Source organism: Streptomyces sp. PsTaAH-124 (assembly GCF_000373685.1).
Lineage (GTDB): Bacteria > Actinomycetota > Actinomycetes > Streptomycetales > Streptomycetaceae > Streptomyces > Streptomyces andamanensis.
In genome coordinates this window covers 411,111-435,080 of the sequence record NZ_KB892180.1, presented here as the reverse complement: position 1 = coordinate 435,080, position 23,970 = coordinate 411,111, and the positions used below count along the sequence as shown (strand labels likewise).

The 23,970-nt window shown below is 71.4% G+C and carries 25 protein-coding genes and 1 tRNA gene; 14 read left to right on the top strand and 12 right to left on the bottom strand.

Annotation, left to right across the window (positions count from 1 at the left end):
- The 3 genes from repSA to B086_RS0125090 all read right to left on the bottom strand — a co-directional run.
- Positions 1–1,231 (bottom strand): replication initiator protein RepSA (gene repSA / locus B086_RS0125100; protein ID WP_018569191.1); only part of this gene is annotated, 1,231 nt, incomplete at its 3' end.
- Complete coding sequence (locus B086_RS40710) at positions 1,228–1,512, bottom strand: HNH endonuclease (protein WP_018569190.1); 285 nt, start codon at positions 1,510–1,512, stop codon at positions 1,228–1,230. The genes repSA and B086_RS40710, both read right to left, overlap by 4 nt.
- The gene (locus B086_RS0125090; RefSeq protein ID WP_018569189.1) at positions 1,509–1,907 is read right to left on the bottom strand and encodes a hypothetical protein; all 399 of its coding nucleotides are present in this window, start codon (positions 1,905–1,907) and stop codon (positions 1,509–1,511) included. Before B086_RS0125090 ends, B086_RS40710 begins: the two co-directional genes overlap by 4 nt.
- Before the next feature lie 255 nt (positions 1,908–2,162).
- On the opposite strand from B086_RS0125090, the gene B086_RS0125085 reads away from it, so the two are divergent.
- The 3 genes from B086_RS0125085 (at position 2,163) to B086_RS0125075 (ending at position 4,384) form a co-directional block, all read left to right on the top strand.
- Positions 2,163–2,933, top strand: a complete 771-nt coding sequence (locus tag B086_RS0125085; protein ID WP_018569188.1) for a GntR family transcriptional regulator — start codon at positions 2,163–2,165, stop codon at positions 2,931–2,933.
- Positions 2,930–3,493, top strand: coding sequence for a GNAT family N-acetyltransferase (locus B086_RS0125080; protein WP_018569187.1), 564 nt, complete (start codon positions 2,930–2,932; stop codon positions 3,491–3,493). Before B086_RS0125085 ends, B086_RS0125080 begins: the two co-directional genes overlap by 4 nt.
- 603 nt (positions 3,494–4,096) lie before the next feature.
- On the top strand, positions 4,097–4,384 hold the full coding sequence (locus B086_RS0125075) for a hypothetical protein (RefSeq protein ID WP_158690414.1): 288 nt from the start codon (positions 4,097–4,099) through the stop codon (positions 4,382–4,384).
- 1,329 nt (positions 4,385–5,713) lie between these two features.
- Here the strand turns inward: B086_RS0125075 and B086_RS0125065 are convergent.
- Positions 5,714–6,070: a DUF6344 domain-containing protein gene (locus tag B086_RS0125065; protein WP_018569184.1), complete on the bottom strand. Its 357-nt coding sequence runs from the start codon at positions 6,068–6,070 to the stop codon at positions 5,714–5,716.
- A 338-nt stretch (positions 6,071–6,408) separates the two neighbouring features.
- Here B086_RS0125065 and B086_RS45635 point away from each other — a divergent pair, with 338 nt between their 5' ends.
- Positions 6,409–6,537 carry a DLW-39 family protein gene (locus tag B086_RS45635; protein WP_003999697.1) on the top strand — a complete coding sequence of 43 codons (129 nt, stop codon included), beginning with the start codon at positions 6,409–6,411 and terminating at the stop codon, positions 6,535–6,537.
- Positions 6,538–6,842: 305 nt separating this feature from the next.
- Positions 6,843–8,180: a hypothetical protein gene (locus tag B086_RS0125055; RefSeq protein ID WP_018569183.1), complete on the top strand. Its 1,338-nt coding sequence runs from the start codon at positions 6,843–6,845 to the stop codon at positions 8,178–8,180.
- Positions 8,181–8,250: 70 nt separating this feature from the next.
- Here the strand turns inward: B086_RS0125055 and B086_RS0125050 are convergent, their stop codons facing one another.
- Both B086_RS0125050 and B086_RS0125045 read right to left on the bottom strand, forming a co-directional pair.
- Positions 8,251–9,939, bottom strand: coding sequence for a serine/threonine-protein kinase (locus tag B086_RS0125050; RefSeq protein ID WP_018569182.1), 1,689 nt, complete (start codon positions 9,937–9,939; stop codon positions 8,251–8,253).
- Between the two features lie 80 nt (positions 9,940–10,019).
- Complete coding sequence (locus B086_RS0125045) at positions 10,020–10,568, bottom strand: helix-turn-helix domain-containing protein (protein WP_018569181.1); 549 nt, start codon at positions 10,566–10,568, stop codon at positions 10,020–10,022.
- Positions 10,569–10,750: 182 nt separating this feature from the next.
- Between B086_RS0125045 and B086_RS0125040 the strand changes: the two genes are divergently transcribed.
- Positions 10,751–10,823: transfer RNA gene (locus B086_RS0125040), tRNA-Ala, on the top strand.
- 61 nt (positions 10,824–10,884) lie between these two features.
- Here the strand turns inward: B086_RS0125040 and B086_RS40705 are convergent.
- Genes B086_RS40705 through B086_RS0125025 form a run of 3 tightly spaced genes read right to left on the bottom strand, consistent with a single transcriptional unit; the run spans position 10,885 to position 13,569 of the window.
- Positions 10,885–12,120 (bottom strand): polyprenyl synthetase family protein, encoded by a 1,236-nt coding sequence (locus B086_RS40705; protein WP_018569180.1) that lies wholly within the window; start codon positions 12,118–12,120, stop codon positions 10,885–10,887.
- Positions 12,117–12,929, bottom strand: a complete 813-nt coding sequence (locus B086_RS0125030) for a hypothetical protein (protein WP_018569179.1) — start codon at positions 12,927–12,929, stop codon at positions 12,117–12,119. The genes B086_RS40705 and B086_RS0125030 overlap by 4 nt, the downstream gene beginning before the upstream one ends.
- 1 nt (position 12,930) lies before the next feature.
- The gene (locus B086_RS0125025) at positions 12,931–13,569 is read right to left on the bottom strand and encodes an ATP-binding cassette domain-containing protein (RefSeq protein WP_018569178.1); all 639 of its coding nucleotides are present in this window, start codon (positions 13,567–13,569) and stop codon (positions 12,931–12,933) included.
- 479 nt (positions 13,570–14,048) lie between these two features.
- Between B086_RS0125025 and B086_RS0125020 the strand changes: the two genes are divergently transcribed.
- Positions 14,049–14,672, top strand: a complete 624-nt coding sequence (locus B086_RS0125020; protein ID WP_018569177.1) for a hypothetical protein — start codon at positions 14,049–14,051, stop codon at positions 14,670–14,672.
- Between the two features lie 38 nt (positions 14,673–14,710).
- Here the strand turns inward: B086_RS0125020 and B086_RS0125015 are convergent, their stop codons facing one another.
- A complete protein-coding gene (locus B086_RS0125015; RefSeq protein WP_018569176.1) occupies positions 14,711–15,424 on the bottom strand; it encodes a DUF5324 family protein in 714 nt (237 codons plus the stop codon).
- A 274-nt stretch (positions 15,425–15,698) separates the two neighbouring features.
- Here B086_RS0125015 and B086_RS0125010 point away from each other — a divergent pair, with 274 nt between their 5' ends.
- Entirely contained in the window at positions 15,699–16,232 is a 534-nt protein-coding gene (locus B086_RS0125010) for a peptidylprolyl isomerase (protein ID WP_018569175.1), read from the top strand.
- A 137-nt stretch (positions 16,233–16,369) separates the two neighbouring features.
- Positions 16,370–17,266: a rhomboid family intramembrane serine protease gene (locus tag B086_RS0125005; RefSeq protein ID WP_018569174.1), complete on the top strand. Its 897-nt coding sequence runs from the start codon at positions 16,370–16,372 to the stop codon at positions 17,264–17,266.
- A gap of 359 nt (positions 17,267–17,625) precedes the next feature.
- Here the strand turns inward: B086_RS0125005 and crgA are convergent, their stop codons facing one another.
- On the bottom strand, positions 17,626–17,880 hold the full coding sequence (gene crgA / locus B086_RS0125000) for a cell division protein CrgA (RefSeq protein WP_018569173.1): 255 nt from the start codon (positions 17,878–17,880) through the stop codon (positions 17,626–17,628).
- Positions 17,881–18,033: 153 nt separating this feature from the next.
- Here crgA and B086_RS0124995 point away from each other — a divergent pair, with 153 nt between their 5' ends.
- The 5 genes from B086_RS0124995 to B086_RS0124975 all read left to right on the top strand — a co-directional run bounded on the left by B086_RS0124995 (position 18,034) and on the right by B086_RS0124975 (position 21,666).
- Positions 18,034–18,813: a DUF881 domain-containing protein gene (locus B086_RS0124995; RefSeq protein WP_018569172.1), complete on the top strand. Its 780-nt coding sequence runs from the start codon at positions 18,034–18,036 to the stop codon at positions 18,811–18,813.
- A 151-nt stretch (positions 18,814–18,964) separates the two neighbouring features.
- The gene (locus B086_RS43130) at positions 18,965–19,126 is read left to right on the top strand and encodes a hypothetical protein (RefSeq protein ID WP_018569171.1); all 162 of its coding nucleotides are present in this window, start codon (positions 18,965–18,967) and stop codon (positions 19,124–19,126) included.
- Complete coding sequence (locus B086_RS0124985) at positions 19,123–19,761, top strand: aminodeoxychorismate/anthranilate synthase component II (RefSeq protein ID WP_018569170.1); 639 nt, start codon at positions 19,123–19,125, stop codon at positions 19,759–19,761. Before B086_RS43130 ends, B086_RS0124985 begins: the two co-directional genes overlap by 4 nt.
- Positions 19,758–20,882, top strand: coding sequence for a class E sortase (locus B086_RS0124980; RefSeq protein ID WP_018569169.1), 1,125 nt, complete (start codon positions 19,758–19,760; stop codon positions 20,880–20,882). Before B086_RS0124985 ends, B086_RS0124980 begins: the two co-directional genes overlap by 4 nt.
- Positions 20,883–20,919: 37 nt before the next feature.
- The gene (locus B086_RS0124975; protein ID WP_018569168.1) at positions 20,920–21,666 is read left to right on the top strand and encodes a class E sortase; all 747 of its coding nucleotides are present in this window, start codon (positions 20,920–20,922) and stop codon (positions 21,664–21,666) included.
- Positions 21,667–21,799: 133 nt separating this feature from the next.
- On the opposite strand, the gene pknB is transcribed toward B086_RS0124975, so the two are convergent.
- Positions 21,800–23,803, bottom strand: a complete 2,004-nt coding sequence (pknB, locus tag B086_RS0124970) for a Stk1 family PASTA domain-containing Ser/Thr kinase (protein WP_018569167.1) — start codon at positions 23,801–23,803, stop codon at positions 21,800–21,802.
- Positions 23,804–23,970: the final 167 nt, after the last annotated feature.

Below are 23,970 nucleotides of genomic sequence, written 5' to 3'. Positions count from 1 at the left end.
CGCGTTCGTGGCGTTCCTGGCGGGCGCGGTAGTCGGCGCGTACCTGGCGGCGTTCGCTGAGGGTGGTGGAGTAGGCGCGGGACTTGGTCATGAAGTGGCCGCGGAAGCCGAGCATGTGGGCCCAGCGCCACAGCAGCCGGTCGGGGTAGGCGTCGTCCAGGGNGTGGCANGCNTCGATCAGGCGGCGGGTGTGCGGGGGCAGTGGCAGGCGGTCGAGTTCGGCCAGCTCCCCGATCCGGCGGTCCACTGTCTCGGTGGCTTCGGCGGCTTTGGTGGCGTATTTGGCGACGTAGGAGGCGACCGCCGTGTCGGTCAGTTCGACACCCTGCAGGCTGCCGATCGGCTGCACGTCCACCTGGGAGCCCCAGCGCAGGGTGCGGGCGGGGAAGTCACCGCCCGCGGGGACCGGTACGGCGACCCGGGCGGCAGCGGCCTTGATGGCGTCGTCCAGGAGAGCGGTCGTGGCCCACGCGGGCGGAAGGTCGTGCGGTCCGTCCGGGCCGTCGAGGCGGACCACGGCGTGGAAGTGCACGGAGCCGCGTTTCTGGAACTCGGCGACCTTGCCGAAGGAGACCCGGCACACCTCCCGCATGGCCGTCTGGGTGAGCCCGGCACGGGCGGCGATCTCCCGGCGCAGGTAGATGGTGAAGCGGCGCCACAGGTCCCCGGCGTGGTTGTTCCACAGCACGGCCCCGGCGTAGTCGTAGCGGGCCGGGTCGAGGGCTGTGCCCAGGGCCGGAGCGTCTTCGGTGTGGGAGCTCCCGCAGCGGCAGCGGCCGGAGGACGGTCGGTTGTGGACCGGCCCGAACGACGGGGCCGTCAGGGTGGCGAACACGCCGGGATGCTGCCGGACCCTGTCGGTGATGCCCATCCGGGGGTCGCCGGTGATCCCGGCCCGGATCAGGTGGTACACGTCCCCGGCATACGTCCAGGCGCACGCGGGACAGCGCGAGGCCCGCCGGTTGCCGCAGGCCACCCGGAGCATGCCGCCCGGCTCGTGCTCGGTGCTGTAGGAGTAGAGGACGTCGCCGGTGGCGCGGTCGCGGGTGACGGTCTGGCCCCTCAGCCGGATCGGCTGGGCACAGCCACCGGTACGGCGCACCTGTTCCTGCCAGCGGTCGAAGCCGGGCAGGTTCGCCACCCGCAGCAGGTCGGCCAGGGTCACGGGGTCGATCCCCGCCGAAGCGGGCTGCGGTGCCACCTCGGACGGGGGCACGGGGAAGGCGGTCATGCGGGCACCCCCGCCGGGCAGGCCGGGGCAGTGGCCAGCAGGACCCAGACCAGGGGCCAGGGCAGTCGGTCGCCCTTGCCGCTGTTGCAGTCGGTGCAGGCCAGCACCAGGTTCCGGGCCCACCACGTCCGCCACAGCGAGTAAGGGATGTAGTGGTCGAGAGTGGCGTCCGTGTCCGAGGTGAACGGGGTGCGGCAGTAGAAGCAGCGGCGGCCGTCCCGGCACAGCAGGCGCTGCCTCATGTCCCTGACACGGCGGGAGTTGGGACGGGTGCGGCTCATACGCCCACCTCGTCGATGTCGTCGCCGTAGGCGCGGTAGATCTTGAAGGTGTCGTCCCCGACCCAGCCGGATTCCGGCTCCACGTCGGCCAGACGGTAGGTGAGCATGGCGGACGTCCGCTCCGCGCACTCCAGTCGCCTGCGGTCGGGGAAACGGCGGCGCACACCACGGCGCACCTCAGCGGTGACCCGGCCCGCCTGCCGCAGAACGCCGTAGTAGCGCACCTCACCGGCAGCGTCGTAGACGTCCTTGAACCCGAGACGGGCCACACCCTGGAGGACCCAGGCCATCACCGTGCCGTCATCGCCCCGGCCGAAGCGGTACCCGCCGGGCATGTCGGAGGCGTACAGCGCGACCGCGCGCTCACCGTTCGTCAGCCCCGTCACCCTCACCACGGGTGAGGACGGAACAGCCGGGACAACGTGCTCAGCAACCACAGTTGCAGGCATGATGGAAGCTCCCTCTATGGGACGGGGAGCGGCTGACTACTTGGCGGTGGGAGGCCGCTCCCTGGCTTGTGCATCCAGACCTGTTGGCCAGCATGCTCAACTTGTTGGTACAAGTGAGAGCGTGCCTGACCCTGTGTGATTCGTCAAGCACTTTGGCGCTACATGTACCAACAAGTTGAGCGAGTGCGTCATGATGGGTGCATGAGCAAGCAGCCGAAGTACCAACAGGTCGCCGATGCACTGCGCCGTGAGATCGACAACGGCACCTATGGGCCAGGCGCGCGGCTGCCCTCGGAGGCCGAGTTGGCGAATCGCTTCACTGCTTCCCGGAACACTGTCCGTTCAGGGCTAGCTGTGCTGGTAGGCGAAGGGCTCATCGCGTCGAGCCAGGGCCTGGGCTACGAGGTCCGGAAGCACGAGGTCTTCGAACTGAACGCTTCACGCTTCGAGAACTTGGACTTTCCGCAGAACGGCGACGCGTACTCGACGGACGTGACGAATGCTGGCCGACGCCCTCACCAGACGTTCCGGGTCGAGGTGACCACAGCGTCCGAGTACGTTGCTCACCGGCTCCGGGTGGAGGCGGGTGAACGGGCAGTTCTCCGATTCTGTCACCGCTTCGTGGACGATGTCCCCTGGTCCACACAGGCGACGCACTACCCGGATTGGCTCGTCAAGGACGCGCCCCGGCTTTCGGAGCCCGGCGACATTGACGAGGGGACGACACGCTACCTGGCCAGTCTGGGAGTCGAGCAGATTGGGTACGCCGACGAGATCGCCACGCGGATGCCGACGCCAGAGGAAGCACGGTTGCTGGAGATCGGCCCCGGTATCCCGGTGCTGCTGTGGACCCGTACCGGATACACCGCCGAGCGTCCGGTGCGTTGCACAGTCACTACCTTCCGAGGCGATCTCAACCGCATGAACTACGAGATCGGCAACCTGTCCGCCCGAGAGAACGAAGTTCAGTGAGAGTCACCGCCGCAACACCTGCCGACCTTGAAGCGCTATTGGCCTTCCGTATCGAAGCCTCCGCCTGGATCAGCAAACTCGGAAGCGACCAGTGGAGTCGGCCGTACCCGGCGGACCGCCTCTTGGCCACCATTGAAGGGGGCACAGTCTTCATGCTGCGGGACGGGGGAAGGACCGCTGGCACCATCACAGTCACCCCAGAAGCCGAAGAGGGGCTGTGGTCGGAGGAGGAGCTGGCTGAACCGTCGATGTTCGTCAACAAACTGACGATCTCTCGCGACTATGCGGGGCAGAACCTCGGTGGCAGGCTGCTGGATTGGGCTGGCGACCGGGCTTATCGGGCGGGTGCCCGATGGCTGCGACTCGATGCGTGGACCACGAACGAGCGGCTCCAGCGCTACTACCTTGATCAAGGCTTTCAGTACGTGACGACCATCCGCGAGGGCGGCGCTGTCAACGGCGGACCGCGAGTCTCGGGCTGGCTTGCCCAGCGTCCTACCGGCCTTGCCGATCACGGATTCACCGACGAGACGCCCGTTCCTGACCCTCTGAGTGCCTGAGCGGTTACAGGTTTCTCTACCTCATCAAGCCCCGGCTGCGCTCCGCTCCGCCGGGCGCGCCCTGGCTCCGCTCCGCCGCCGCTCCTGCCTTCGGCCCGCTCCGGCGGGCTGCGCCAACGCGCGCCCACGTGAGAGGCCGGGGCAATAGGTGATCACCGTACGCATGCCACGGTCAAGACGATGCCTCCGGCGGGGGATCGGCCGGCACCGGGATGGAGGGGGCGCCGTTCCCGCCCGCGGGTCCGTAGGGGCGTGCGCGGGGAGCTCCCATCCCGACCACCGTCGACCCAGGCAGAGCCGAGCAGACGCGGCCCAGGGCGTCCAGGTCGTTCGTACAGTGGCGCGCTCCACCTGGACGCCCTGAACCACGCCCGCTCCACGGTGTGTGGGTCGACGGCGGACGGGATGGAAGCCGGGGTGAGTGGTGGGTCGGAGCTGGTGGCGAGCCGTCAGCTTTCACAGATGGTGGGGCACAGCACAACCCATGTGCGCTACGATTCCGCCTAGTTGTAACTAGGCAACGCCAACTAGCCGCATGCGCGAACCCGTCAAAGTTAGGCGCACTACGGCTAAGGCGTGGCCAACAGACGCCATGGAGGCAACATGAAGAAGGAACCCCAAGGTCAGTCCATCGGACTGTCTAACGCATGGCAATGCAATGCGTTAGTTGGTACGAGACATTACAGCGGCATCATGCACGCATGCAAGCCTATCGTGCACGCGTGCACGCTCGACATGCACGCCAACACGCTCGACATGCATGCACGCACGCCCGTCGAGCAAAGTTGCACGCACACCAAGACCGCGAAAGTGACGCAGATCCTGCAACTGATTTCGACGGTGGTAGCTCTGCTGCTGATGGTCGCCCCCCTGGTCAGCAGGTTGGGGTAGCAGCGGCGGATCGTGCCCTTGGCGTGCCCGCCAGGCAAGGGACGGGCGGGGAGCAACGGGGAGTCACAGGCCGAGACACAGGAAACAGCAGATCAGCAACTCCCCAGCTCGGCGACAACCCGCGTACGCGATCTTCCAAACTAGGGCTCTTGGCCAGCGTCCGGACCATGGCCCCTCGCCCCATGCCAGTTCCCGCTCAAAGCCGATATGTCAGCCGCGCGATATCGTGCTCCGCTCAGCGTGGGGATGCACAGGGAGGAGACCGATGGCGGCATGGGTTCGAGTCCGGCTGACGTCCAGCGGAGCCGACGGAGCGATCTACACGTGGGCTGACGATGAAGGGCACACGGGCTGGCTGCTCTTCGCCCCAGCGGACGGCAGCTTCCGTATCTGCGATAGCGCGGGCCAAGCGCCGGCAGACGCGATGAGCCTCAACCTTGAGACACAAGATCTAAAGCACCGGGACGAGCAGTGCTGGCGTTCGTTCGTGCAAGCGGCCGTTGGCATCTGGCGGGCGTACCAGCTGCACCGGAGCTTCCCCAAGGTAGTCGATCGCCATTTCTACTGAGTCTGGACGGCGTGGCCGCCACGTGCCCGAAGGAGCGGGGATCCACGGGAAGAGGGGAACCGGTATTGATCAGGAAAGCGACCGGACCCCGACCGTCCTCGATGGTCGGGGTCCGGTCGTTTGCTGGTGACGGCACCAAGGTTCGAACCTGGGTAGGCAGACTCGGCAGATTTGGCATCTGTCAAGGCCGTCGGTTGGAGCTGACACCAGCGCCTGACACCAACAGCGGCGAACGGCGGCGGTCAACCAGGGATGGCAGCGGACTGCAGATCGAGACACGTAGCGGGTGCACCGACCGCGAAGGCGCTGCGTGATCGACCTGATAAGGATGAGGCCACAGGTTCAAATCCTGTTAGCCCCACAGCAGCAGTGAACGAAGAGAGCGGGTGCCCCGGATGGGGCGCCCGCTCTCTTCGTGTGTGTGGGGGCGGACGGTGCCGTGCTGCCGTGCCGCAGTGGGAGGCGGAGCGGGACCGCGCCGTGCGGCGGGCGGTCGGTTTGGGAGCCGGGGCCGCAGGGTGCAGGTACTCGTGGTGCTCGGCGTGATCGCCGTACTCGCGCCGTGCTCGGCATGTTCGGCATGTTCGGCGGGGTTCTCAGGGGTGTGCGGGCATGGGGAGGACCCGGTCGGCGGGCCGACCGGGTCTTCGGGCTGACGGGGTGGTGCGGTGCTGCGGTGGTGCGTTTCGGGGAGGCCGTACGCGCTTCGCCGTTACGTCAATGGGTGCTGAGGAGGGCTCCGGCGGTGCCGGGCGGTTCTGTCAGCGCTGGAGCGGGATGCTGGGGCGGGCCGGAGGTTCGTCGGGTTCGCATTCCGGGTCGGTGGCGAGCGACTGCGCGTCCGCGAGCGGGCGGTGGCGGCAACTCGGGGACTTTCCGTGCGCCTCGGCGCGGATCCGCTGTTTCATCGTGGGGGGCAGGGACCGGGCGTGGGCTCTGGGCCTGTTCGCCGTCGTCTGGGCCGGCACCCTCGCCGTGGTGCTCTTGGGCGCCGTCTCGGGCTGCGGAGCGACCGTGGCCGCGGTGGCGGTCGTGGTGACGAGTCCGAGCGCCGTGCAGAGCGCGAGGAAGGCGGTGACGATGGCGGTCCACAGCTTCATGACCCTGTGCTGGTCCATGGCCCCTCACTTTCGGGTTGGGCGATTTGCGTACTTTGCTCATCATGTGTATGAGCGACGCGAAGTGGTGGACCGACGCCCGTGGCGCGGGGATCTTCGGATGAACACCACTCGGATGGACGCATGAGCGGCGAAAAGCTCCGGAGATGGGATGAGGGTGGGCAAATGTCACCGTCCGTGCGGGTCTGATCACCCTCCGATCGGAACGTTTCGACGGCCGTCTACTGCGTTCCGCTACCGGACAGTTGAGGGCGGACGCAGGTCACCGATCGGTATCGGCCGGTGTGTATAGTCGGGCGCCAGAGGTCCCCTACGTCAACGAAAGACGAGGTCGCGCGGTGAAGAAGCTTCTCCTGGTCGCACTGGCCGCCATCGGCGGGCTCCTCGTGTACCGCCAGATCCAGGCGGATCGCGCCGAGCAGGATCTGTGGACGGAGGCGACTGACTCCGTGCCCACGGGTTCGTGAGCACCGACCACCGGTCCTGAACAGACCCCGGCCGCCGCAGCGGTCGGGGTTTTGTGTGTCCGGAGCCGATCCCGTGTTGCGGACCCGGACCGCGTGAGGTAGCCGTGGGGTGGCTCCCGCCTCCCGACCCGGATGTTTCGGACGTCCGTACGCGATACGCGGATGGCGCAACCCCGCCCGGGGCAGGATGGCCGACGTCCGAAGCGGCGGCGGCGAACGCGAGGGGTGGCGCGGGGATGAGACGGCCCACGACGGGACGGGGGCCCCGCACGGGCGGTGCCGGGACGAGACCGACGCGTCCGAGGGTGCGCCCGGTGGTGGTGGCGGCCGCGGCCGCGGTGCTGGGCCTGGTGGCCGCCGTGGCGGCGCCGGGGGCGCTCGCCGCCGGGACACCGGACCCGTACGCCTTCGCCGCCGGTGCCCGGTCCGTCGCCGGAGCGGCGTCCCCGGGCGGCGCGCCCCGCCTCGAACCCGGCCGCACCTACCGCAGCGCCCTGCCCGGCGGCGGCCGGCTCTACTACCGCCTCGACCTCGACGCCGCGACCACCGCCTATGTCTCCGCCACGGCCGTTCCCGCACCCGGCGGCGCGGTCGCCGCCACGGACGGCCTCCGGGTCACCGTGCGGGACGCCCACGGCACCTCCTGCTCCTACCAGACCGCCCGCTTCGGCACGAGCCGCAGCCCGCACCCCATCGCCGCCTGGGGCGCCCGGGAGGTCTCCTCCGGGCAGGCGCTGTGCCAGGGCGCCGGCGCGTACTACGTGCTCGTCGAGCGCATCTCCGCCGAGGGTTCCGCACCGGAACCCTGGCCCCTGGAGCTGACCGCGGCGTCCGAGCCCGGTCTGGAGCGGGCGGCCGGGGCGACGGACACCCCGCCGGCCGTGGACTCCGCCTCCCTCGCGCCTGTCACCGGCCCGGTGGCGGACCGGGCGGGCGGCGCCGGGTTCGAGCGGGCCGCCCCGGTCGGGCAGGGCGTCTGGCGGGACCGGATCCGGCCCGGCGGGACGCTCTTCTACCGGGTGCCCGTGGACTGGGGGCAGCGGCTGGACGCCACGGCCGGGCTGGGCGGTGCGAGCGGCGGCAGCGGATACGCCGACGGGGCGCTGACGCTGTCGCTGTACAACCCGGTGCGCGGCTCGGTGGAGGAGGCGTACGCCGGTTACAGCGGGCATCCGGCGTCCGCCGTGCTGGCCCCCCTGCCGCCCGTCGCCTACGCCAACCGCCACGGTTTCACCGACCCGGCCAAGGGCATGCGGTTCGCCGGCTCGTACTACCTGGTCGTGCATCTCGCCGCGCAGACGGCCGGTGTGTTCGGGGACGGTCCCTACGACCTGACCCTGCGGGTGCGGGTGAGCGGCGCCGCGGGACCGGGGCCGGGGTACGCGGGACGCTCCGAGCCCGCGGGGCTGTTCGAGGTCACGGCCCGCGACCGGGAGGCGGCGGTTGGGGGCCGGGTCCCCGGTGGCCCCGGCGGCCCGGGTGCGGCGGCCGGTTCCACGGGGCTGCGGGTGCTCGCCGCGGCCGGACTCGGCACGGGGACCGCGCTGCTCGCCGTCCTCGGGGTGTGGACCCTGACCGCCCGGCGGGCGGCGGCGGCCGGGACGGTGACCGGGGCGGGAACCAGGGCGGGGACCGGGGCGTAATCCGGGTGGGCTGGCCCCACGGCTCCCATGGCTCCCGCGGTCCCCACGGCCGACGACACCTCCACGGCCCTCACAGCCGGAACAGCGCCCAGAGGCCGACGGCGTAGCAGGCCAGCGCGAGCAGGAGCAGCGTGATCGCCACGGCGGTGGGCGGCCCGGGGCGCCGGGCGCGGGCGGCGCGGTGCCGGGAGAACTCCCGTGACCTTCGGGGCGGCTCCTGCGGGGTCGCGACGGTGTACGGCGCTGTGGAGGTGTCGTCGGCCGTGGAGGACCGGGCGGCGGGAGTTCCCGGAGGGCCGGAGCGGCGGGGCGGCGCCAGGGGGAAGCCGCCGGTGTCCGGCATGGCCGCGCCCTCCCTCCGCGCGGAGGGAGCGGAGGGAGGGGAAGGGAGGGGAGCCGAGGGGGCGGCGCCGGGGCGTACGGGGAGGGCGGCGGGATCGGGCGGGGGGAAGCCGCTGCGGGCGACTTCGCCAGGCTGACGCAGGTGCTGCGGGCCGTACCCAGGGGGCAGTGGCGGGGGCAGCGGCCCGCTCGGATCGTGTCCGGGCGCCCGGGTGCCGTCCTGCACCGCGGGACCGGTCGTCGGGGAGACGGACGGTCCCGGTCCGGGCGCGCTCGATCCGGGCGGCGCAGAGCCGACGGGCGGGGCCGGGCGCGGCACCGGCCGCCCCGGCTCGACCGCGGGCGGCAGCGGTACGCCCGAGCCGGTCGCGTCCGGCGGTGAACCGCTCGCCCCCGCACCGCGCGGCAGTGAACCGCTCGGTTCCGCCGCACGCGGCGGCGGACCGCCCCGTCCCGCCCCGCGCGGCGGCGGAGCGCCTCCGCTGATGGCGGCCGCGTCGGGCAGGGGGCCGGGGCCGGGAGCGCCGGGCCCGCGCGGGGGTGGGCCGGCCGGGCCGAAGTCCGGGGGGAGGGGGCCGAGCTGGTCGAAGATCTCGATGGGCTCGTCGTCGGGGCCCGGGGGCGGGAGGAGTTCGAGGGCCGAGGCGAGGGCCTTGCGGGCTCCGGTGGCCGTGCGGAACCTGGCCCGGGGGTCCGGCTCCAGCAGACCGGCCACGACCTGCCACAGCGGCTCGGGGATGCCCTGGGGCGCGCCCGGTGTCCCGTGCTCGGCGAAGTGCTCGACGAGCGCACGGGCGTCGGGCCGGGCGCCCTGGAGCAGATAGAGGGCGACCAGGCCGGTGGCGAACAGGTCGGCGGGGAAGTCCGGGTCGGCACCCATCAGCTGCTCGGGTGCGAGATAGCCGGGCGTCCCCACGACCAGGTCGGTCTCGGTCAGCCGGGGCTCGCCCAGCCGCATCGCGACGCCGAAGTCGGACAGCCGCAGCCGCGGCCGCGCGGTGCCGGTGGCCTCCAGCAGGATGTTCGCGGGCTTGATGTCCCGGTGCACGACCCCTTCCGAGTGCACCGCGGCGAGCCCCGCGAGCAACTGGTCCAGGAGGACGCAGACGAACCGCGGCGGCAGCGGGCCGTAGTCCCCGACCAGATGGACCAGCGAGCCGCCGGCGACCAGGTCCATGGTGAACAGGACCTTGTCGTCGTCGGCGGCCCAACTGGCCGGTGCGAGCACATGCGGATGGTCGATCCGCAGCGCCTGTTCCCGCACGAAGCGCAGCAGGGAGTGCGCGTCGCTCTGCTGGAGGACCTTCGCGGCCACGTACCGGCGCCGGCGGTGGTCCCAGGCGCGCCAGACCGCGCCGACCCCACCGCGTCCGATCGGGTCGGCCAGCTCGTACCGGCCGGCGAAGACCTCACCCATGGCTGCGCGTCGCTCCTCCCCCAGGGGTCACCTCCCCTTGGCTTCCCCCGCGACGCGCGCTACGACCCTTTCCGGTGGGGTCAGTTCTGGTGTGACTGGTAGTGCGCCACGGCGTCGGAGGTGCGGCCGGCGCCGTACACCCGCAGGAACTCGGCCAGTTCGGGATGGGTGGCGGCGAGGCTGTCCGCGGCCTCGATGATGTCGCCCGCCGCGGCGACCGAGCGCAGCAGCGACTGGATCTCGCGGACCACGCGCTTGACGGTGGGAGCGCCCGAACCGCTCGTCGTCTGAGTGGTGTTGCTGAGCACCGAGCCCCCCTGCGACCTCTTGATCTCTTCCATGCGCTCGGTCGCCTCGGCCGCGCTGACGCTGCCGTCCGCCACCTGCCCCGCCAGGTCCTGGAGCAGCTGCACCCGCTGGACCACCGCCGGATTGCCGATCTTCGCCCGCTGGCCGCTCATCAGCTGCGAGAGCATCGGCGCGGACAGCCCCAGCACCCCCGCCAGACGCGCCTGGTTGAGCCCCAGATCGTCTATGAGCTTACGGAAGAGCGCCCCCAACGGCTCCCCGTACCAGTTCCGCTGAAGTTCCCGCGCTCTCGCGGTCGCTTCCTGCTGTGCGGCGTCCATTGCGTCTCCCCATCGCTTCCCCAAGTACCGCGGTTCGCTGTCGCGAACCACGCCGAGCATCTTACGGAGAGTGGTCGGTCGCGGGGAGCCCCCATCTTTTTGCGAGATCCGGGGGGTGACCCGGTACTCTGGTCTGCGGCACCCGGACGGCAGGCGGTTCACCGGACGGATGCTTCTCTTCCGGGGCCTTAGCTCAGTTGGTAGAGCGCTGTCTTTGCATGGCAGATGTCAGGGGTTCGACTCCCCTAGGCTCCACTTCTTCCACCCCCTCTGATGTGCGGGAACGCGATCAGAGGGGGTGTTTTTTGTCCCTCCTTCAGGCGAGGCGGCTGCGGCGTACGGTCGCGCGGCCGAGGGTGTGCAGGCGGGTGGCGGCCCCGGACGGGGGCAGGTGGGGGGACAGGGCGGTCCAGGCCCGTTCCACCAGGTGGTCGGCCTCCTCGCGGGCCGCGCGCAGGGCGCCCGAGGAGACGAGGGCGGTGATCGCCTCCCGTACGGTCCCGGGGTCCGCTCCGGGGGTCCGTACGCTCTGCCACAGCGCGGTCAGCTCGGTGCGCGGGAGCAGGGCGACGGCGTGGGCCAGGGGCATGGTGACCTTGCCGTTGCGCAGGTCCTCGCCGATCAGCTTGGTCGGGGCGCCGTCGCGGACCACTCCGGTGAGGTCCTGGACGTCGTCGGTGATCTGGTAGGCGGTGCCGACCGCTTCGCCGTACCGGGCGAGGGCCCGGTGCAGCGCGTCGTCCGTCCCGCACGTGTGGGCGACCAGTTCCATCAGGCAGCGCACGGGAGCCCCGGACTTGAGGCGGTGCGTCAGGCGCACCGCTTCGAGCACGGGCCGCGCGTCGCCGGTCGCGGCCGCCGCGTCCATCGCCTCCCGGTGACCGGCGATGTCCAGGCCCTGGCCCGCGTGGGCCGAGCGGAGCGCCGCCATGAACGACCGGTACATGGCCACCTGGGTCAGCGGGTCGCGGGACAGGTCCGGCAGCACCCGGTCGAGGGAGAAGTAGGCGGCCGTGCCCGCGTTGAGGGCCGCCGCCAGGCCGAACTCGACGTGCGCCGCCGGTGCGCCCCGGCGCCGTACGGCTCCGTCCTGGACGTCGTCGACGATCAGCGAACCGGTGTGGAGGATCTCCGCGGCGGCCAGCAGCGGGCCGAAGCCCGCCGGGTCGCCGCCCAGGGCCTCGACCGCGGCCGTGGCGAGGCGGGGCCGCCAGCGGCGGCCGCCCCGCTCGATCAGCCGGCGCACCGGCCGCACCAGGGCGTCGTCGAGCCGGACAGCCGTCTCCGGCGGCAGCGCGCAGTCGTCCGGCAGTGCGGAGATCTCCCGTAGCTCCGCCTCCCCGGGCCGCGCCGGGTACAGGGCGTCGATGTGCGCGCGCAGTCCGGCCGCCGCGTCCGCCCGCTCCTCGGCCCCGCTCGGCGGGGCAGGCGAGGGGACGAAGGGAGGGGCGGGGGAAGGGGCGGGGACGCGTACGGGCTCGGCGGCCTCGGGCCCGTCGCCTGTGCCCGTGCCCGGGGCCGTACGCGGCCGGGCGGAGGTCATGTCCGTCATGCGGTGCCCCCGTCCGCCGTGCGGTGGACGCGGTGCAGGAACGGGATGCGGTGTCTGCGGTCGTGGGTGCGCAGCCGGAAGGCGAGGCCCGCGACGGCGACGGTGCCCAGGAACCACAGCGGGCCCAGCAGCAGATGAGTGGCGGGCACGGTGTGCAGGAAACCGGCGGTGATGCTCGCCTGCATGGGGCCGTAGCAGGGCAGGAAGCGGACGACGGCGCTGCCGGAGTCCGGGTTGGAGACGGGGTTCTGGAGCCCCGTGTCGATGATGCTGAGCATGATGATGAGGAACATGCCTTCCAGTTCGCCGCGCAGCAGCGCGCCGAGCATGACGCCGATGCCGCCGAAGGCCAGGGCCGCTCCGAAGACGGCGAGCCAGAGCACCCCGGGCTGCCGGGGCGTCCAGTACCAGCAGATGACCGTGACGGCGTAGGCGCAGATCAGCGCGGACACGGCGACCAGCGAGGTGAGTTTGGCCGCGAGGAGGTGGGTGCGGGGGTACCCGGCGCCTGCCAGCCGGTGGTCGAAGTCGGCGGACCGGTAGGTGACGATGAACATCATGAAGCCGACGATCAGCGTGACGGCGTTGAGCGCGCCGGAGAGCTTGCTGGCGTCGTTGCCGTCGACGGTGATGGTCTGGTGGGTGGCCCGCACGAGGAACGGCACGTCGGCGTCGGTGATCACGAGGACGACCAGCGTGATCCACAGGGGGATGAAGAACACCACCAGCGCCAGGGCCAGCCGGTTGCGCAGGTGTTCGACGACGGCGTATCCGGCGGCGGTGGAGTAGCGGGTCCAGGCGCGTCGCATGTCAGCTCCCCGCCGCTACGGGGCGTGCGGTGCTCCGGCCCAGGCGCCCGCCGTCCAGCCGCCACACCTGGTCGAAGCGGTCGGTGTCGAAGGCGATGTGGGAGATGGCCAGGATCGAGCGGCCCCGGGCGCGCAGGCTCGCCGCGAGGTCCCAGAAGCTCTCGTAGGTGTCCCAGTCGAAGCCCTGGTAGGGCTCGTCGAGCAGGAGCAGCGGCGGGTCGTGCATGAGGGCCAGGGTGAGGTTGAGCTTCTGCCGGGTGCCGCCGCTGAGGGTGGTCACCCGGTGGCGGCGGTGGCCGGTGAAGCGGAGGATCTCCAGCAGCTCGTGGGCCCGCCTCAGGTCCGGCAGGTCGTAGGCGACCTGGAAGAACCGCAGGTGCTGGTCGACGGTGAAGGCGGGGTTGAGCACGGTGTGCTGGGGGCAGTAGCCCAGGCCGCCCCGGTGCTCGACGCTGCCCCGGTCGGCGGTGAGGCGGCCGGCGAGGATGCGCAGCAGGGTGGACTTGCCGGAGCCGTTCTCGCCGACGACGCCGGCCAGCAGGCCCGGCGGCAGTTCGAGGTCGACCCCGCGCAGGACGCCGCGGTCGCCGTAGGACTTGTGCACATCGCGGACGCGGAGCGTGGGTGGGGGAGGCGTCATACGTGGTCTTCCTGGGGGTGGCGGTCGCGGTCGAAGGGCCCGGTACGGCGGCTCCCGGTGCGCGGGTGACGGTGTGACGGCGGCGCGGCGGAGGCGTTGTACGGCAGGTGCCACTCGGCATAACGCGCAAGAGAGCGAGCGGTGTTGGGGCGGTGTGCGCGCGGCGGATTCCATCTGCCCTGCGCATCAAGGCGGATGAGTGCCATGTCGCCGCGTTCTGTGACGAACTGCCCTTCCGTAGAGCTCTGTCTGCCCTTCCGTAGAGCTCTGTTCGCCGCCGTCCGAGCCGGTGGCGAGCGCCCCGCGCTGGTCACGTTCGAACGGGTGCTCTCCTGCCGCGCGCTCGGCCGGAAGCCCGACCGCGTCCGGGACGCGCTCCTGCGGTCCGGCCTCGGCCCCGACCCCGGCCCCGGCGCGGTCGTCTCCCTCGCCCCGCCCCACGGCTGGGCCTGGGCGGTGGCGCTGTCGGCGGTCCTCAGGTGCGGCGCCGTGCTCGCGCCCGCAACAGCCCGCTCACCGCCGACGGGACCACGGCCCTCACCCCGGAGGCGTTCGCCGCGCCCCGGACCCGGCTGCTCCTGGCCCGCACCGGCACGACCGCGCGCCTGCTCCGGGAGCTGCTGGGCGCGCCCCTCCGGGTGCGCGTGCTCCGCTGCTCCCCTGGCGCGTCCGGGCTGCCCGGTCCGGACGCGCGGGCCCCGCTCCGCCTGCGCGCGAGCGAACGCGTGGCCGTCCGCCGGACGCTGCTGCTCCTGCCGGGCGGGACAACGGTGTCGGCCAGGCGGGTCCTCGGCGCGGTCGGCCGCCGTCCCTGGACCGGCCGCGCTCCCGGAGAACACCCGGAGAACACCCGGGAACCCCTGGGGGCGGCCCTCGCGCCGACCCGCCGTCCCGGTGTTCCGCCGGGCTGCGGCCTCGCCCGCCAGGACGCCGACGACGGCGGCCGCCCGGCCGCCGTCAGGCACTGTCTGATCCTGGACCGGGACCGGCGGACACCGGCCCTTTGCATCCAGGAACGTTTCCACCCGGCTCTCTTCGATCCGACGACCCTGCCCCGCCCGGCCGGTTCCCGCTCCGGCCGGAGCGTCGCCGACCGTCCCTGACCAGGACGGATCATCCGGTTCGCAGCGGCCGGGAAGCCCTACTCGTCGCGGTCCTTCTCCTCGTCGTCCTCCTCGTCCTCCTTCGCGCGGACCTCGGGGTCCAGCACGCTCCGGCCGCTGCCGTCCACCGAGGACAGCCGGCCGGTCTCGGGGACCTCGGTCGGGGCGGGCGGCTCCACCAGCCAGTCCGGGTTGGCCTGCCGGTCCCACCACTTCCAGGCGGCGAAGGCGCCGCCCGCGACGACACCGGCGATCACGAACACCTTCGCGACACGCCCGGCCCGCGCCCGGCAGCTCTGCCGGCGGGCCAGCTTCTGGATCTTCCGGGCCGGGACCTGGCCGCGCAGCGCGGCCAGCGCGGCGGCCCCGCGCGCTGCGGCCTCGTCCGCGACCGGTGCCGCGGCGGCCCTCGCCTGCTCGATCCGTGGCCTGGAGTACTCGGCGGCCTGGCGGGCGGCCCTGCGGGTCCGCTCGGCGGCCTCCTGGGCGGCCTGGTCCAGCTTCGGCGGGACATGGGTCATGGCCTGGGTGCGCGCCTGCTCCAGCCGGGGTGCGACGTAGGCGCCGTACTGGACGCGGGCCTGGTCGGCGGCGAGCGACACCTTCGGCACGAGCCGTACGCGTGCCTCGTGCGCGTAGTGCGCGGCCCTGTCCCTGGCCGTGTCGGCGTAGGGCGCCACCACGTCCGCGGCGTGCAGCACGCTGTCCCTCGCCGAGCCGGTCGCGGCGCGCACGCTGTCGATGCGGGTCACGGGTTCCTCCTCCTCGGTGGCGTACGGTCATTCGACTTTCCACCCTTTTACGGATCATGCCTGCGAACGGCCCCGAAGGCATGCGAGGACGCGCATCCGGGTCATGCGCGCGCCCCCTGGACCGGCGCGCCGCACGCCCCCCGGACCGGAGCGAGCCGCCCCGGATCCCGCAACCGGTTCCGGCGGATCGGTGCCCGGAAGCGGCCGCCGGGCGACGCGGGGCGCGCGCCGTGCGAGGATCGGGGAGTCACAGGAAGACAACGGAAGGCAGATCGTGGCTGAGCAGCTCTACGCCACCCTGAAGACCAACAACGGCGACATCCAGGTGCGGCTCCTGCCGAACCATGCCCCCGAGACGGTCCGCAACTTCGTGGAACTCGCCAACGGTGAGCGCGAGTGGACGCACCCCGCCACCGGCGAGAAGACCACGGACCGGCTGTACGACGGCACGGTCTTCCACCGGGTGATCAGCGGTTTCATGATCCAGGGCGGCGACCCGCTGGGCAACGGCACCGGTGGTCCCGGCTACCAGTTCAAGGACGAGTTCCACCCGGACCTCGCCTTCGACCGCCCGTACCTGCTGGCCATGGCCAACGCCGGTCCGGGCACCAACGGCTCGCAGTTCTTCATCACCGTCGCCCCGACGGCATGGCTGACCCGCAAGCACACCATCTTCGGTGAGGTCGCCGACGACGCCAGCAAGAAGGTCGTCGACGCCATCGTGGGCACGCAGACCAACCCGCGCAACGACCGTCCCGTCAAGGACGTCGTCATCGAGTCGGTCGTCGTCGAGACCCGCGACGCCTGAGCCGGGAGCCACTCCCGGCACCGCGCCCCGAGGGAACCAAACGCCCCGCTCGTCCGTAAGGATGAGCGGGGCGGTGCGTTGCCCGCGGTGAGCCGTACTGAGCCGTGCACCGTCCGTGACGAACGTGAGGGGACCCGATGGACCAGGCACCAGGCAGCCCGCAGGTCGGCCAGGGCGGCCAGGGCGTGCCCACCTGCTACCGGCACCCGGACCGCGAGACCGGCATCCGCTGCACCCGCTGCGAGCGGCCGATCTGCCCGGAGTGCATGGTCAGCGCCTCCGTGGGGTTCCAGTGCCCGGACTGCGTCCGCAGCGGGTCGGGGACGGGGCACACGCCCGCGGCGTCCCGGCCGCGCACGGTGGCCGGGGGTGCGGTGAGCGCCGATCCGCGGCTGTTCACGAAGATCCTCATCGGGATCAACGTCGCGGTGTTCATCGCGGTCTCCGCCGACAAGTCCCTCCTGAACCACCTGGTGCTCTTCGGCGCCTGGCCGCCGGCGCCGTTCACGCCGACCCAGGGCGTCGCGGGCGGTCAGTGGTACCTCCTGGTGACGTCGATGTTCACCCATCAGCAGGTGTGGCACATCGCCTTCAACATGCTGAGCCTGTGGTGGATCGGCGGCCCGCTGGAGGCGGCGCTGGGCCGCGCCCGCTATCTGTCGCTCTACTTCGTCTCCGGCCTCGCGGGCAGCGCGCTGACATATCTGCTGGTCGATCCCACACAGGGCACGGTCGGCGCCTCCGGCGCGATCTTCGGTCTCTTCGGCGCCACCGCCGTGCTGATGCGCCGCCTCCGCTACGACATGCGGCCGGTCCTCGTGCTGCTGGCGATCAACCTGGCCTTCACCTTCGGCCCGGGGCTGAACATCGCCTGGCAGGCGCACGTCGGCGGGCTCGTCGCCGGTGTGATCACCGGCTACGCCATGGTGCACGCGCCGCGCGAGCACCGGAACCTGGTGCAGTACGGGACCTGTGCGCTGGTGCTGGCGGTCGTGGTGGTGCTGACCGTGGTCAGAACCGCCCAGCTCACCTGAGCCCGCTCCCGTCCGAGCCCGCTCCCGTCGCCCTCCGCGCCGCCCGCTGTGCCCTGCTCGCACGGTTGTCCACAGCGGGTGCGCGTCCTTGTGCACAGTGTGCGGGAACAGCTGTGCCCCCTGTCGCTCACCTGTGTCTGTGCAGGTCAGGCAGGGGGCAGTCAGCTACCAGCGGAGTGGTGCGACAGTCGTACCGGCGTCAACGGCTGATGAGTTATCCACAGATCGTCGGCTTTTCCCCAGGCGTTGTGTGGAAATTCGGTCCGACCTGTGGATAACTCAGCGGATACCCGTGGGCAGAGCTGTGTTCACCGTACGGCGAACCGCGCTTCCACCGGGCCCGGCGGAGTCGGCCGCCGCTACTTCCACTGCGTGGAGACGCCGAACCCCGCGGCGATGAAGCCGAAGCCCACCACGATGTTCCAGTTGTCCAGCGCGTCGATCGGCAGCGAACCGTCGGTCACGTAGAAGACGACGATCCAGGCCAGGCCGATGACGAACATGGCCAGCATCACCGGGGCCACCCAGCCGCGGCTCTCCAGCTTGATGACCGTGCCCTGCTTGGCGGGCGGCGGCGTGTAATCGGCCTTCTTGCGGATACGTGACTTCGGCACGAGGGTCTCTCCTGTCGATGCGCTGCGTGGCCGCGCAGGAATCTGGACTGGCTCCGGGGCAGCGTACAAGGGCACTGCGTGGGGACGACGAGTGCTCCCCCGGGGCGTCCGTTAGCGTAGTGCTTCCGCGGTGCCGAAGGAGATAAGGGTACGTTGAGCAATTCCGCCGACTCTCCGGGGCCGGGTGCCGACCGGGACCGCGTCCGCCGCTTCCCGCCGGTGCGGATCCTCACGGCGGCCGTGTTCGCGCTCGCCGGGCTGATCTTCTTCACCAGCTTCGACACGGCCAAGGGCACCAACATCCGCACGGACACCTCGCTGCTCAAGCTGTCCGACCTGGTCCAGGAGCGCAGCCGCAAGAACAAGGAACTGGACGAGTCCAACGCCACCCTGCGCGGCGACGTCGAGTCCCTCGCCCGCAGCGACGGCGGCGGCACGAAGGCGCAGGACGAGAAGCTCTCCGGCCTGGAGGACAGCGCGGGCACCCGGCCGCTCAAGGGCAAGGCCGTCAGCGTCACCCTGAACGACGCCCCGCCGAACGCGACCGCCAAGCTCCCCGGCTACCCCGAGCCGCAGCCCGACTACCTGGTCATCCACCAGCAGGACCTCCAGGCCGTCGTCAACGCGCTGTGGAACGGCGGCGCCCGCGGGATCAAGGTGATGGACCAGCGGCTGATCTCCACCAGCGCGGTGCGCTGCGTGGGCAACACCCTGATCCTCCAGGGCCGCGTCTACTCACCGCCGTACAAGATCACGGCGGTCGGCGACCCGGACCGGCTGAAGAAGGCGCTCGCCGACTCCCCGGCGATCCAGAACTACATGGTGTACGTCAACGTCTACGGCCTCGGCTGGAAGGTCACCGAGGACGGGACGGCCACGCTGCCCGGCTACACCGGGGCCGTGGACCTGCACTACGCGCAGCCCGTCGGCTAGTCACGGCGCCCGCGTCCCGGACCGGAGCCGGACCGGGACCGGACCGGGAAGGGGGAACTGCTCCCGGAAGGCCGGAAACCGAGGGCATCGCGCCGTTAGTCTGGTGCGGTACGGCGTGCATCGGGTGCCGTGGGGAGACGGAAGGGACGGCATGTACGGCTGGATCTGGCGGCATCTGCCGGGCAACGCGTGGCTGAAGGCCCTGATCTCACTCGTGCTGGTCCTGGCCGTGGTCTACGTCCTGTTCCAGTACGTCTTCCCCTGGGCGGAGCCGCTGCTTCCCTTCAACGATGTGACGGTGGACAACCAGTGAGCGCGCGGATTCTCGTCGTCGACAACTACGACAGCTTCGTCTTCAACCTGGTCCAGTACCTCTACCAGCTCGGCGCCGAGTGCGAGGTGCTGCGCAACGACGAGGTGTCGACGGCGCACGCCCAGGACGGTTTCGACGGCGTGCTGCTCTCGCCGGGGCCGGGCACGCCCGAGCAGGCCGGGGTCTGCGTGGACATGGTCCGGCACTGCGCCGCCACCGGCGTCCCCGTCTTCGGCGTCTGCCTGGGCATGCAGTCGATGCAGGTGGCGTACGGCGGTGTGGTGGACCGGGCGCCCGAACTGCTGCACGGCAAGACCTCGCCGGTCGAGCACACCGGCAAGGGCGTCTTCGCCGGGCTGCCCTCCCCCTTCACCGCGACCCGCTACCACTCGCTGGCCGCCGAGCCCGCCACCGTCCCGGCCGAGCTGGAGGTCACCGCCCGCACGCACGACGGCATCATCATGGGCCTGCGCCACCGGGAACTGCCGGTGGAGGGCGTGCAGTTCCACCCCGAGTCGGTGCTGACCGAGCACGGGCACCGGATGCTGGCCAACTGGCTGGCGGAGTGCGGCGACACGGGTGCCGTGGCGATGTCGGCGGGGCTCGCCCCGGTGGTGGGCAGGGCCACGGCGTGACCGCGCTGCGCCCCGAGCGCGAGTCCGGCGCCGACCGGTACGGCACGGAGGCGTACGCCTCCGGGGACCCGTACGCGGCGGCGCCGTACGACTCGCACGCCTCGGCGGCGCCCGGCTTCCGCGCCGGACCGCAGCCCGGCCCGGCGCCGGCCGACGACGAGACGATGGCGCTGCGGGTCGCCGGTCCCACCGCGGCGGCCGGTCCGGGGGCGGGGACGGCACCCGGGGCGCGAGGGCGCTCAGCGGGCGCCACGGCCTCTTCCAGCTCCTCGGCGGACCAGGAGCCCCACGAGGGGCGCGCGGCCCGCAGAAAGGCCGCCAGGAGCCGTCACAGCCGTCACAGCCGCCGACGGGGCACCGGCCCCGCGGCCGGACCGTCCCCGGCGGACGGCGGGCCGTCCGCGCCGCTGACCCGGGTGGAGGCCCGCAGGCGGGCACGGGCGCGGCGGCCGTCCCCCGGTGTCGTCGTCAGCCGGATCGTCGGCGAGCTGTTCATCACCACAGGTGTGGTGATGCTGCTGTTCGTCACCTACCAGCTGTGGTGGACGAACATCCGCGCGCACGCGCAGGCGGGCAGCGAGGCCCACCACCTCCAGGACGACTGGGCGAGCGGCAGGCGCAACCCGGGCACCTTCGAGCCGGGGCAGGGCTTCGCCCTCCTGCACATCCCCGCGCTCGACGTGGTGGTGCCGGTCGCCGAGGGCACCAGCAAGGCGCAGGTGCTGGACAAGGGCATGGTCGGGCACTACGGCAAGGGCGACTTCGACACGGCGATGCCGGACGCGAAGACGGGCAACTTCGGGCTCGCGGCCCACCGCAACACCCACGGCGAGCCCTTCCGGTACATCAACCGGCTCAAGCCGGGCGACCCGATCGTGGTGGAGACACAGGACGCGTACTACGTCTACAAGATGACGTCGACGCTCCCGGTGACCTCGCCCGGCAACACCGCCGTCCTGGACCCGGTGCCCAAGGGCTCGGGCTTCACCGAGCCCGGCCGGTACATCACGCTCACCACCTGCACCCCGGAGTTCACCAGCAAGTACCGCTTGATCGTCTGGGGCAGGATGGTCGAGGAACGGCCGCGCAGCAAGGGAAAGCCGGATGCGCTCGTCAGCTAACTCATCGGCTAAAGGGCAGTAAAGAGCAGAGGGAACAGTGGCAGCGACCGCCGACGACACGGCAGAGCACACAGAGGACGGTCCGGCACCGGGCCGGCGCCGCCGGCGCGGCGGCCGGGTGGCGCTCGCCGTCAGCGTGTTCGGTGAACTCCTCATCACGGCGGGCCTGGTGCTCGGCCTGTTCGTCGTCTACTCCCTGTGGTGGACGAACGTCATAGCGGACCGCAAGGCCGACCGGCAGGGCCACAAGGTCCGCGACCAGTGGGCGCACTCCGCGCCCGGTCCCGGTGCCCTGGACACCAAGGACGGCATCGGCTTCCTGCACGTCCCGGCCATGCACAACGGTGAGGTGCTGGTGAAGAAGGGCACCTCCACCGACATCCTCAACGACGGCGTGGCCGGCTACTACACGGACCCCGTCGCCGCGGCCCTGCCGGTGACCGGCAAGAAGGGCAACTTCACCCTCGCCGCGCACCGGGACGGGCACGGCGCGAAGTTCCACAACATCGACAAGATGCGCGAGGGCGACCCGATCGTCTTCGAGACCCGGGACAAGTGGTACGTCTACAAGGTCTTCGACATCCTCCCGGAGACCTCGAAGTTCGACGTCGGCGTCCTGGACCGGATCCCGGAGGAGTCCGGGGTGAAGAAGCCGGGCCACTACATCACGCTGACCACCTGCACGCCCGTGTACACCTCCCGCTACCGGTACGTGGTCTGGGGCGAGCTGGTCCGCGTGGACCCGGTCGACGGCAAGCGGACGCCGCCGAAGGAACTGGACTGAGCCCGGTCTCTTCCCCCTGCGGTCTCTCTCCCCCCCCCCCCCGGCTTGCCCCGCGCTCGCCGGGGCGGCACGACGGAGCCCCGGCCCTCATGGACGAGGACCGGGGCTCCGTTCACCGGACGGGCCGGGCCGGTCAGGGGAAGAAGCCGCCGTGGTCGCCGCCGTTCCCGCCGTTGCCGTTGTTGCCGCCCTGACCGCCGACGGTCGTCAGCGTGATCTGCGTGCCGCCCGGGTTGTCGGTCTGCTGGCCCGGCTGCGGGTCCTGGTTGATGACGAACGCGTTGTCGTCGCCGCCGCTGCCCGCGAACTGGATGTTGGTGAAGCCTGCCGCGTTCAGGATCTGCTTGGCCTCCGAGACCTTCTTGCCCCGCACGGAGGGCACCTGGGTCTGCTGCGGCTGCTCGACCTGCTTGCCGATCTGGATCGTCACCTTCGAGTCCTTGTCGACCTGCTGGCCGGGGCCCGGGACGGTGTTGATGACCTTGCCGGCCTGGTTGGGGTCGCTGTTGTCGACCTCGACGCAGTCGCCCTGGAGGCCGTTGGCCTGCATCTGCTGCTTGGCCGCGTCACAGCTCTGGCCGTTGACCTGGGGGACGGTGGCCTTCGCGACGGGCTTGGCGACCGTCAGGGTGATCGTCGCGCCCTTCTCGACCTCCTTGTCGCCGCCCGGATCCTGCGAGATGACGACACCCTCGGGGCGGTCGGCGGACTCCTGCTCCCGCTTCTCGACCTTGAGGTCCTTGTCGGTCAGCTGCGCGGAGGCCTTGTCGAAGGTGAGGCCGGTGACGTCCGGGACCGTGACCTTCGGCGCCCCGGTCGACATGACCAGGCTGACCGTGTCGCCCTTCTTGACGTCGGCCTTGGGCGCGGGGTCCTGGGAGCAGACATGGCCCTTGGGCTGGTCGTCGCACTCCTTTTCGCTGAACGACAGCTTCAGGTTGACGTTGTCCGCGGAGGTCTGCGCCTCGGTCTTGGTCTGGCCCACGAAGTTCGGCGCGGGGATCGATTCACTGGTCGCGCCGTGGCCGGTGAAGACGTACTTGCCGATCAGGATGGCGCCGATCAGGACCAGCACGGCGGCGACGATCAGGAGGATCGTCGAGGTGTTGGACTTCTTCGGCTGGCGGCTGCGCCGGTCGGGCCGGTCGTCGTAGCCGTAGCCGCCGTCGTCCGGGTTCATGGGCGGCAGCATCGTGGTGGCGGGGGCCCCGGCGTCGGAGCGCAGCGCGGTCGTCGGCTGGTCGTCCGGGTAGCCGCCGTAGCCCACCGCGCCCATCGCGGCGGTGGCCGCGACCGGCTGGCCGTCGAGGCACGCCTCGATGTCGGCGCGCATCTCGTCGGCCGACTGGTAGCGGTAGTCGGGGTCCTTGACCAGCGCGCGCAGCACGATCGCGTCCATCTCGGGCGTGATCTCGGGGTCGAAGACGCTCGGCGGCTGGGGGTCCTCGCGGACGTGCTGGTAGGCCACCGCCACCGGGGAGTCGCCGACGAACGGCGGCCGGACGGTGAGCAGCTCGTACAGCAGGCAGCCCGTCGAGTACAGGTCGGAGCGGGCGTCGACCTGCTCGCCCTTGGCCTGCTCCGGGGAGAGGTACTGGGCGGTGCCGATGACCGCGGCCGTCTGCGTCATGGTCATGCCGGAGTCGCCCATGGCGCGGGCGATGCCGAAGTCCATCACCTTGACCTGGCCGTTGCGGGTCAGCATGACGTTGGCCGGCTTGATGTCGCGGTGCACGATGCCGCTGCGGTGGGCGTACTCCAGTCCCTGGAGGATGCCGATGGTCATCTCCATGGCCCGCTCGGGCAGCAGCTTGCGCCCGCTGTGCAGCAGCTCACGGAGGGTGGAGCCGTCGACGTACTCCATGACGATGTACGGGATCGAGACCCCGTCGATGTAGTCCTCGCCCGTGTCGTAGACCGCGACGATCGCGGGGTGGTTGAGCGAGGCGGCCGACTGGGCCTCCCGGCGGAACCGGGCCTGGAAGGAAGGGTCGCGCGCCAGGTCGGCGCGCAGCGTCTTCACCGCCACGGTGCGGCCCAGGCGGGTGTCATGCGCGAGGTACACCTCCGCCATGCCACCACGGCCGAGCACATGGCCCAGCTCGTACCGGCCGCCGAGGCGACGCGGCTCTTCCATAGCTACCTACCAGCCCTCTCCGTCGGTCCCGGCGGGCACGGCTTGTGCCACCGGAGCTTCCGTCCGGGCCTACCGTACCCGGCTAGTTCTGTGGGACCCGGCCAAGCCCGTCACCCGATACAGGACCGGTACCGCACCATGCACCGTTGTGAAGGACCCGTGACGGA

Coding starts and splice junctions, on each gene's coding strand:
- B086_RS0125005 (WP_018569174.1), top strand. CDS start 16,370: ATGGACCAGGCACCAGGCAGCCCGCAGGTCGGCCAGGGCGGCCAGGGC.
- B086_RS0125065 (WP_018569184.1), bottom strand. CDS start 6,070: ATGGACCAGCACAGGGTCATGAAGCTGTGGACCGCCATCGTCACCGCC.
- B086_RS0125025 (WP_018569178.1), bottom strand. CDS start 13,569: ATGACGCCTCCCCCACCCACGCTCCGCGTCCGCGATGTGCACAAGTCC.
- B086_RS0125050 (WP_018569182.1), bottom strand. CDS start 9,939: ATGGGTGAGGTCTTCGCCGGCCGGTACGAGCTGGCCGACCCGATCGGA.
- B086_RS0125030 (WP_018569179.1), bottom strand. CDS start 12,929: ATGCGACGCGCCTGGACCCGCTACTCCACCGCCGCCGGATACGCCGTC.
- B086_RS43130 (WP_018569171.1), top strand. CDS start 18,965: ATGTACGGCTGGATCTGGCGGCATCTGCCGGGCAACGCGTGGCTGAAG.
- B086_RS0125075 (WP_158690414.1), top strand. CDS start 4,097: ATGAAGAAGGAACCCCAAGGTCAGTCCATCGGACTGTCTAACGCATGG.
- B086_RS0125085 (WP_018569188.1), top strand. CDS start 2,163: ATGAGCAAGCAGCCGAAGTACCAACAGGTCGCCGATGCACTGCGCCGT.
- pknB (WP_018569167.1), bottom strand. CDS start 23,803: ATGGAAGAGCCGCGTCGCCTCGGCGGCCGGTACGAGCTGGGCCATGTG.
- B086_RS0125045 (WP_018569181.1), bottom strand. CDS start 10,568: ATGGACGCCGCACAGCAGGAAGCGACCGCGAGAGCGCGGGAACTTCAG.
- B086_RS40705 (WP_018569180.1), bottom strand. CDS start 12,120: ATGACGGACATGACCTCCGCCCGGCCGCGTACGGCCCCGGGCACGGGC.
- B086_RS40710 (WP_018569190.1), bottom strand. CDS start 1,512: ATGAGCCGCACCCGTCCCAACTCCCGCCGTGTCAGGGACATGAGGCAG.